Here is an 8620-nt window from a genome sequence, read left to right as displayed (position 1 = left end):
GAACACAGATTTATAGTTATTATTAAAAGTCCGGTTCATCCCTGCAGGCGCAGGGAACACGCAGGTTTGGCCAGTAAAGCACTGGGCAATACCGGTTCATCCCTGCAGGCGCAGGGAACACTACAACAACTCAGGGGCTGGCGTGGCCCGCACCGGTTCATCCCTGCAGGCGCAGGGAACACGTCATCCTGGGTCAGTACATCTTGAGAGCCATCGGTTCATCCCTGCAGGCGCAGGGAACACCGGATCAGGGCGTCCAGTTGCTCCTTGATGGCCGGTTCATCCCTGCAGGCGCAGGGAACACTGCTTCCACCGCTTCATTCAGCTCATCCATTGCGGTTCATCCCAGCAGGCGCAGGGAACACAACCTATGGCTCACTCTACGCTCAATTCTGCGCGGTTCATCCCTGCAGGCGCAGGGAACACTTTACAAAACCTTTTACAGTCAGGTGGGCATAACGGTTCATCCCTGCAGGCGCAGGGAACACGCGGTATCAATGGGTTGGATTTTGCTTTTCTTACGGTTCATCCCTGCAGGCGCAGGGAACACCTGAAGCTTCATAGCGATCTGAATCAAAGCACCGGTTCATCCCTGCAGGCGCAGGGAACACAACCGCCGGTTTGCTTCTACATAACCGAGCCGCGGTTCATCCCTGCAGGCGCAGGGAACACAGTAGGCTAGCCATTCTGGCTTGAAGAGCCTCAGGTTCATCCCTGCAGGCGCAGGGAACACTTTAATCAGGATGACTGGCAGGATTGCGACTACGGTTCATCCCTGCAGGCGCAGGGAACACGACAAAAGCATCGACATCCCCCAGTCCTTTACCGGTTCATCCCTGCAGGCGCAGGGAACACTCGATCAGGTCCGTCTGGTTGATCTTGCGGCCCGGTTCATCCCTGCAGGCGCAGGGAACACGAACTCCGGCCTGTTCGCAGGCTTCAGTGAAACGGTTCATCCCTGCAGGCGCAGGGAACACCACAAAAAGAAAGGTGTTGATGATGTTTATAACGGTTCATCCCTGCAGGCGCAGGGAACACTCGCAGGTAAGCATTAACACCGGCGGTCACATCGGTTCATCCCTGCAGGCGCAGGGAACACTATCGCCTGCTCTGTTGATATGGGGGACTATCCGGTTCATCCCTGCAGGCGCAGGGAACACACCTGTAATTGTTGTTGCAGGTTTCGCAATTTCGGTTCATCCCTGCAGGCGCAGGGAACACGAGCAGCACTTTCGCTTCGGCTCGCTCCATGACCGGTTCATCCCTGCAGGCGCAGGGAACACGGTACATGAACCAGTCCATCTGGTTCAGATCATCGGTTCATCCCTGCAGGCGCAGGGAACACTTGACGTTGCCGATGCTGAGAAACTTAGCCAGCGGTTCATCCCTGCAGGCGCAGGGAACACATAAAGTCAGCCACGACGCATTAAATTTGACGCGGTTCATCCCTGCAGGCGCAGGGAACACTAACGAAAGAGACAGCAGACCGTGAACGACAGCGGTTCATCCCTGCAGGCGCAGGGAACACTGTTTTGGTGAGGACTTTGGCCGCTCTGGCGACGGTTCATCCCTGCAGGCGCAGGGAACACTTTTTCTTCCCCGCCATTTACTGCCCCCCGATCGGTTCATCCCTGCAGGCGCAGGGAACACGTATTAAACATGGGGTCATAGTAAGTGAACTGCGGTTCATCCCTGCAGGCGCAGGGAACACATCCCCGGAGGCATCCCACAAAATAACGCGCCCGGTTCATCCCTGCAGGCGCAGGGAACACAGATACGCCTTATTTGCCCTGTCATCTTCAGACGGTTCATCCCTGCAGGCGCAGGGAACACCCTATTTGATTACTTTGAATCCGCTCTTGGTACGGTTCATCCCTGCAGGCGCAGGGAACACCTTCATTGTGCTGGGCATCGGGGCATTGGGTGCGGTTCATCCCTGCAGGCGCAGGGAACACCTGCTGGAAGGATTCGCCCACTTTTGCATAGACGGTTCATCCCTGCAGGCGCAGGGAACACGATGGCATGAGCGTTTTTAATGACAAACAGTTCGGTTCATCCCTGCAGGCGCAGGGAACACAGATAGGTCTCGTAATCGATGCCGTTATTGCCCGGTTCATCCCTGCAGGCGCAGGGAACACTCCTGCATGGAGAGGGGAACCTGTTCCATGCGCGGTTCATCCCTGCAGGCGCAGGGAACACCTTTTCCTGCGCCCCTTTTTCATTCGGTGAATCGGTTCATCCCTGCAGGCGCAGGGAACACCATCAAGACCGGCGGCCATCAGAGGCGTGTAGCGGTTCATCCCTGCAGGCGCAGGGAACACTGCTCTTTCCAGTAATTGAATAAACGTTCATTCGGTTCATCCCTGCAGGCGCAGGGAACACATCCTTCACCAGGCGGCCATCGTCTTTCAGTGCGGTTCATCCCTGCAGGCGCAGGGAACACCGGCTGTCGGCTGATATCGGTTACGTCCACGGCGGTTCATCCCTGCAGGCGCAGGGAACACTTCAAATGGTTTTTTTTGGTTCCATGTCTGCTCGGTTCATCCCTGCAGGCGCAGGGAACACCCCATGATCTCCATGAAGAACACATCATCATCCGGTTCATCCCTGCAGGCGCAGGGAACACGAACTGAACGACAGCCAGCTGATGACCATCGGCGGTTCATCCCTGCAGGCGCAGGGAACACGTTGCTGATGCCCCTGATGCCGACTGGGGAATACGGTTCATCCCTGCAGGCGCAGGGAACACTTCATTTATGACGCCTCTTTCACGTTCGTACTCGGTTCATCCCTGCAGGCGCAGGGAACACTTCGATTTCGGTGTCCGTGGCGTTGGGGCCGTACGGTTCATCCCTGCAGGCGCAGGGAACACACCGTCAGCCCCTCATAGGAACCGGATCGACGCGGTTCATCCCTGCAGGCGCAGGGAACACATGATGTATTGCCCGGTACAGCCGACAATACCCGGTTCATCCCTGCAGGCGCAGGGAACACCAGAACATTGAATCAACGTCCCTGGGTGATTGCGGTTCATCCCTGCAGGCGCAGGGAACACCCGACTTGTCCAGCCGGTCATATTCAAACTGGCGGTTCATCCCTGCAGGCGCAGGGAACACTCAGTAAATAGCCGTTATATAAAAAATAATCCCGGTTCATCCCTGCAGGCGCAGGGAACACTCCAACTCAACCCGAGCGCCCATGAGATATTTCGGTTCATCCCTGCAGGCGCAGGGAACACAGTTGGTGCCGGTGATTTTTTTCACGGTCTGGCGGTTCATCCCTGCAGGCGCAGGGAACACGCGACCAGTCCGGCCAGTACTGCCCAACCGCCCGGTTCATCCCTGCAGGCGCAGGGAACACACTCTCCCCCATGGCCAGCCCGACAAAGGTCCCGGTTCATCCCTGCAGGCGCAGGGAACACGGGCAATGGCCGCATCACCGTGGCGCTGTTTGCGGTTCATCCCTGCAGGCGCAGGGAACACTCGGTGATTGGTGTCCCGGTTAACGACACCACCGGTTCATCCCTGCAGGCGCAGGGAACACCGCCCATCGAACGACAGCAGCTGCACGTTGCCCGGTTCATCCCTGCAGGCGCAGGGAACACTTCTGTCAGGCTGCTTTGAATAATCAAGAAGCCGGTTCATCCCTGCAGGCGCAGGGAACACATCCGGACGCCCTTATGCTGGAAGAATAGACGCGGTTCATCCCTGCAGGCGCAGGGAACACCAAACTGCCATTTGTCCAGCGGTAAAGTGTCCCGGTTCATCCCTGCAGGCGCAGGGAACACGGGCAAAGGCTTCATCACCGGGCCCTCGGACGCGGTTCATCCCTGCAGGCGCAGGGAACACCCAGATCGGCCCAGCGTAATTTGCACACTTCACGGTTCATCCCTGCAGGCGCAGGGAACACCTGATCCCCCGTTTGTTCTCTCCGGGCAAAGGCGGTTCATCCCTGCAGGCGCAGGGAACACATACTTTCTGGCGGCAGTCTCAATATCCCCGACGGTTCATCCCTGCAGGCGCAGGGAACACCTCTGCCACATCCATGGTTTCCCCGAACTTTCCGGTTCATCCCTGCAGGCGCAGGGAACACGGCTGTGGCAACTGGGGGCGGGATTATCAGCCCGGTTCATCCCTGCAGGCGCAGGGAACACGTGTTCCGGCCATTCGTTAAATTCGCTAGAACCGGTTCATCCCTGCAGGCGCAGGGAACACCGGTTAAACGGGGAATGTCGTCATTGAGCTGACGGTTCATCCCTGCAGGCGCAGGGAACACGTCCGGCTTGGGTAACCGGGCCAGCAGTTGCGCGGTTCATCCCTGCAGGCGCAGGGAACACGGTTCCCTGTAAATAGTTTTGCCTGAAATACTCGGTTCATCCCTGCAGGCGCAGGGAACACACCATCATGAGCAATAACAAACAGGCATCCATCGGTTCATCCCTGCAGGCGCAGGGAACACTTATAAGAAAAAGTTGATTCAGTCGGATCCTTCGGTTCATCCCTGCAGGCGCAGGGAACACAAGAATGAGCATATTTAATGAACTGGAATTAGCGGTTCATCCCTGCAGGCGCAGGGAACACGGCAAAGAGCAATGGATGCCATTAACGATGCCCGGTTCATCCCTGCAGGCGCAGGGAACACCGGCTCACCCCCAAGCTCGACCAGCCTGATGCCGGTTCATCCCTGCAGGCGCAGGGAACACGATCTATCAACATGCCCCCTTAGAAAAAAAACGGGTTCATCCCTGCAGGCGCAGGGAACACTCTAAAAAAATACACCACTAAATCAAAAGGTTGCAAGACCTAAAATTTCCACCAGCAAATTCATCAAAAATTCGCTGTAAATATTCCATTGTTAAAGAACAGATTGATTATTCTTCCGATTGAAAAAGAACCAGCCTTAAACCATCTTCTTCGATTGGTATTCTCCTGTTTGTGCCGTAGGTTTGAAAATCAAATCCGGATTCTGTGTTGGTTGCCCAGGCCATAGCCACGTTGCCTTCCTCAGCAAGCGCATTTATCTGTTCCCAAATCATTTCCCTGATTCTTATGGACACATCTCCAACGTACACACCGGCGCGAATCTCCAGCAGCCAGACCGCCAATCTCCCCCTTAATCTTGGTGGTACATTTTCAGTCACCACAACCAACATACTCATTTCAGCTGCTCCTGTGACCTGTATCACCTATCGAAACAGGCTCAGGAATCGCCGGTGGTTGTGCATCTTCCGGTGGCGGAGGAGGCGTAATTTCTCCTGCTGCCAGAATCTCTTCAATGGTGGGAATGATTTTTTTCAGCAGCCGTGTTTTACGAAAACTGTCACGACAGGCAATACGTACATCCCTGTCCGGACTATGGGTACCTTTGGCAGCAATCTGAAACGCCACCGGCACCACTGTTTCGAATTTGAACAGATCAGCAATGTCATACACAAACGCTTTGGGCTTGCCGGAATGAATAAAACCGATAGCAGGCGCATATCCCGCCGCCAACACCGCCGCCTCAGTAACACCGTAGAGACAGGCTGTGGCGGCACTTAAACATTGGTTGATGGTGTCCCCTGACTCCCAGTCCTTTGGGTCATAACTTCGCCCCTTCCATTGCACACCATATTGTTTTGCCATCAGCTGATACGTTTTTCTGACCCTGGCACCTTCAAGGCCTCGCAACTGATCAACTGAGCGACGGGAAGGGGCTGGCTCACCAAAACGAAATTCGAACATCTTGCGCACGACTTTCAGTCTCAGTTCTTCATCCAGAGCCAGTTTTGCCTGATAAAGCAATTTATCTGACCTTGCACCACCCGGCTGACCGGCAGAGTAAAGCCGAACACCGGATTCTCCAGTCCAAATTAATAGTGTCCCGGTCGTTGCCGCCAGTTTGACGGCAGCATGGGATACCCGTGTACCCGGTTCGAGCATAATACAGACGACAGATCCCACAGGAATATGCTTTCTGTCACCTTTGACTTCATCAACCACAACGAAGGCCCCATCACGAACATCAATACGACCTTTGCTGACAAACACCATGGACACCCGGTCTTTGATCGGGATGGGTTTTAGTGGGATAAACGACATCCAACCTCCTTGTCATTGTTATATTTCAGGCTTAACCAGTAGCCAGACTTAACAGCCCCATGCCAAAGGATTTGGCTGGCCCTATACCTTCAGCTACAACTATCTGGAATGCAGCCGGATCATTCACCAGCAATACCCCCTCAAACAACACCGGCTGCACCTTGCCACTGCGTTTCTCCCTTGCCTTACGGAAGTAAAGTGGATTTTCTTGCACTATATTCACTGCCTGTAAACGGGCTCCTGCTTGCCTGAGTTTACTGTCCAGCCATTGCTGCTGCTCTTCTTCCCTGATTAAAGGTACTCTAACAGAACGGATATGCGTTCTACCGTTACGAGTTACCGTACCTTTACGCTCATCCTTAATCGCCTTGACCGGATTACACCGTAGTCGGAATCGCAGTTGCTGACCTTCCTGAAATTGATAATTAATAGCTTTGGCTGCCAGGCAACGAACGTGCTCACCACTTCCAGTCGGTTTTAGGTGTGACTGCATTAATACCTGAGCACCAAACGCACGACTCAGGCTTTCTACACGAAACAGAAAGGAGCGGTTATCATCCGGTCGATCAGGAAATAATTGCCATAAAGCCCGGTGCAATTCGTAAGCATTGTTACTCTTTGCAGGAGCAATATGCACTTTAGCCAGATACATCACATCCCTCCTCTGTTGTCAGCACCTGCACATGGACTCTCCTGTTAGCAAACTGCCTTGGTTGTTCAGGGATGGGTATATCCCTGAGCTGCAGTTGGTGGTTGCCTGATGCTTCTTCGTTGTAGACCGTACCTGCTACAGGTTTAATTTTTATCAGTGCGGCCAGCGCATCTTCGGCTTCAATCATATCTTCAAACAAGGGGCGAACCAGCGGACAGCTGCGTCGGCCCAGTACCGGAGTAAAAACAGGTTTGCATATAGCCTGCTGTAATTGATGCAGAGAGATACTGGCTTCTGCCAAATTCCAGATGGCAATAGTGTATTTGGCATCTTGCCAGTACTCGCGCCAGGTCTGAATGGTCTCATGGCTTTTCAGGCCCTGATAATCCACCCGTGCATCCTTCACGGTGTGGTAGTCCGTCATTTTTATCGGCCCGTGTTTGCCCTGATCAACACGTACTGCAAAGCCGACACTTGTCGCCAGTTGACGTTGCCTTTCACAGTCCGCACGGTCAATACCAAGACAGGCTCCCAGAAGCCCCAACAAGGCACTGCGCCCCGGAAAAGCCTCCGACGGTCGTAACCCTTCAAAGCTGTGTTTACCCCAGCTTTGCAAGGGACCTTCCAGTTTCAGAATCAAATGCTGTCGCATTATCAACCCTCACCATTGTTTTGAACCCACTGTTTCAGTGCAGGTAAGGACTCAACAGCATTAATACCTTGAGGTAGTTCAACATCCTCAAGCACCCATTCGGCACAGCATTCATCCAGACCAAACCCTACTGACAGTTTTTGCCAATGGTCATGGAGTTCCTTTATTGAGGGACGGCGAAAGCCATTGCCGGTTTCCTTCACAGGGCTTTCAAAAGCATTGGCCAGGGACAGAGGCTGGTCAGAAAAACTAACCAGTGCCAGATCAGCCAGGTTATGGGCAGCAAAACTTTGTTGTTTGGCAGAAGGCACTTCGGTGGCAAGCATATGTAATACATGTGCAGCGATTTCCAGCGCCTGTTCACGGGGAGCATCACCCAGATTTTTTTGTAACTGCTGAAGGTTCAGGCTGGCATAACGGTAAAAAACGCCAGAAGAAAATTCCTGAGTATCCAGATGGCCCGATCCCATTTCCTGCAAATCATCCACAGCAGTGAACCAGTCGATATCGGCATCAACAGCGTGGGTGGTGATGGAATGGGCCACTGCAAGGGCACCATCAACATTGGTCATTAAACCCGATGTTGCCATTCGCCCCGACAACGCAATATCTGTTGCACGTCCACAAGCTTTTACCATTATTTCAGTGCGCTCTTTTAGCTCTCGTTTTACTATTTTTGCCAAGATAATATCTTTAACTTGATCATCAGATAATCTCGGTTTCTTTGCCGTTGCCTTTCGTTTACCCTCTTTCTCTATGGCTTTTACCAGTGACGCATGATCCTTTTCATTTAAATCAGACTCATAGATTTCCTGAACAAGCTCACAAAATGTTTTAAACTCTGAGATAGACCAAGGGGCTACTGCTGTTTTCTTTTGTGTTATTTCCTCGTCCGATTCCATATCATCATCTGAGTCATCTATCACTTTACTGGAAAAAAGCTCTACACTCTTAGCAATCCATTTTTCATCAATTTTAGGGGCCAACTGAGTTAATTTTTTCGCCAATAACTCCAGTTGCCTGGTACGAATTGATACTTCAGGAAAATGCTCCTGATAATACTCACTGGTGCGCATTGCACGCTTAAGACTCTGGCTAGAAACGCGCACACGGCGTTTACCACCGAAAATAGCCGACTTCTGCATATTCATGTCATCCCGGTTAAGGCAGGATGGGCTGTGAGAAATCAGGATATGAAAGTTTATAAAATTCTTATTCATAAGACTGCCCTTTTAA

Annotated in this window: 5 protein-coding genes and 1 CRISPR repeat array; all 5 genes read right to left on the bottom strand. The window is 52.9% G+C overall.

Annotated features, from left to right (window positions below; translation table 11 throughout):
- Nucleotides 1–31 precede the first annotated feature (31 nt).
- A CRISPR array of direct repeats spans nucleotides 32–4763; the repeat unit is 29 nt; unit sequence CGGTTCATCCCTGCAGGCGCAGGGAACAC.
- A 107-nt stretch (nucleotides 4764–4870) separates the two neighbouring features.
- Genes cas2e through cas7e form a run of 5 tightly spaced genes read right to left on the bottom strand, consistent with a single transcriptional unit; the run spans nucleotide 4871 to nucleotide 8604 of the window.
- The gene (gene cas2e, locus ACO6V1_RS03455) at nucleotides 4871–5158 is read right to left on the bottom strand and encodes a type I-E CRISPR-associated endoribonuclease Cas2e (protein WP_257293982.1); all 288 of its coding nucleotides are present in this window, start codon (nucleotides 5156–5158) and stop codon (nucleotides 4871–4873) included.
- 1 nt (nucleotide 5159) lies between these two features.
- Entirely contained in the window at nucleotides 5160–6080 is a 921-nt protein-coding gene (cas1e, locus tag ACO6V1_RS03450; RefSeq protein WP_422449896.1) for a type I-E CRISPR-associated endonuclease Cas1e, read from the bottom strand.
- A gap of 31 nt (nucleotides 6081–6111) precedes the next feature.
- Nucleotides 6112–6732 (bottom strand): type I-E CRISPR-associated protein Cas6/Cse3/CasE, encoded by a 621-nt coding sequence (gene cas6e / locus ACO6V1_RS03445; RefSeq protein WP_422449897.1) that lies wholly within the window; start codon nucleotides 6730–6732, stop codon nucleotides 6112–6114.
- Complete coding sequence (gene cas5e, locus ACO6V1_RS03440; protein WP_422449898.1) at nucleotides 6719–7384, bottom strand: type I-E CRISPR-associated protein Cas5/CasD; 666 nt, start codon at nucleotides 7382–7384, stop codon at nucleotides 6719–6721. Before cas5e ends, cas6e begins: the two co-directional genes overlap by 14 nt.
- A gap of 2 nt (nucleotides 7385–7386) precedes the next feature.
- The gene (gene cas7e / locus ACO6V1_RS03435) at nucleotides 7387–8604 is read right to left on the bottom strand and encodes a type I-E CRISPR-associated protein Cas7/Cse4/CasC (RefSeq protein ID WP_422449899.1); all 1218 of its coding nucleotides are present in this window, start codon (nucleotides 8602–8604) and stop codon (nucleotides 7387–7389) included.
- Nucleotides 8605–8620: the final 16 nt, after the last annotated feature.

This window comes from Endozoicomonas sp. ALC013, from assembly GCF_049310205.1.
GTDB lineage: Bacteria > Pseudomonadota > Gammaproteobacteria > Pseudomonadales > Endozoicomonadaceae > Endozoicomonas.
This window is presented reverse-complemented; position numbering and strand designations above follow the sequence as displayed.

What these genes read in the sequence shown, in the direction of transcription:
- cas2e (WP_257293982.1), bottom strand. Translation starts at nt 5,158, where the DNA reads ATGAGTATGTTGGTTGTGGTGACTGAAAATGTACCACCAAGATTAAGG.
- cas1e (WP_422449896.1), bottom strand. Translation starts at nt 6,080, where the DNA reads ATGTCGTTTATCCCACTAAAACCCATCCCGATCAAAGACCGGGTGTCC.
- cas6e (WP_422449897.1), bottom strand. Translation starts at nt 6,732, where the DNA reads ATGTATCTGGCTAAAGTGCATATTGCTCCTGCAAAGAGTAACAATGCT.
- cas5e (WP_422449898.1), bottom strand. Translation starts at nt 7,384, where the DNA reads ATGCGACAGCATTTGATTCTGAAACTGGAAGGTCCCTTGCAAAGCTGG.
- cas7e (WP_422449899.1), bottom strand. Translation starts at nt 8,604, where the DNA reads ATGAATAAGAATTTTATAAACTTTCATATCCTGATTTCTCACAGCCCA.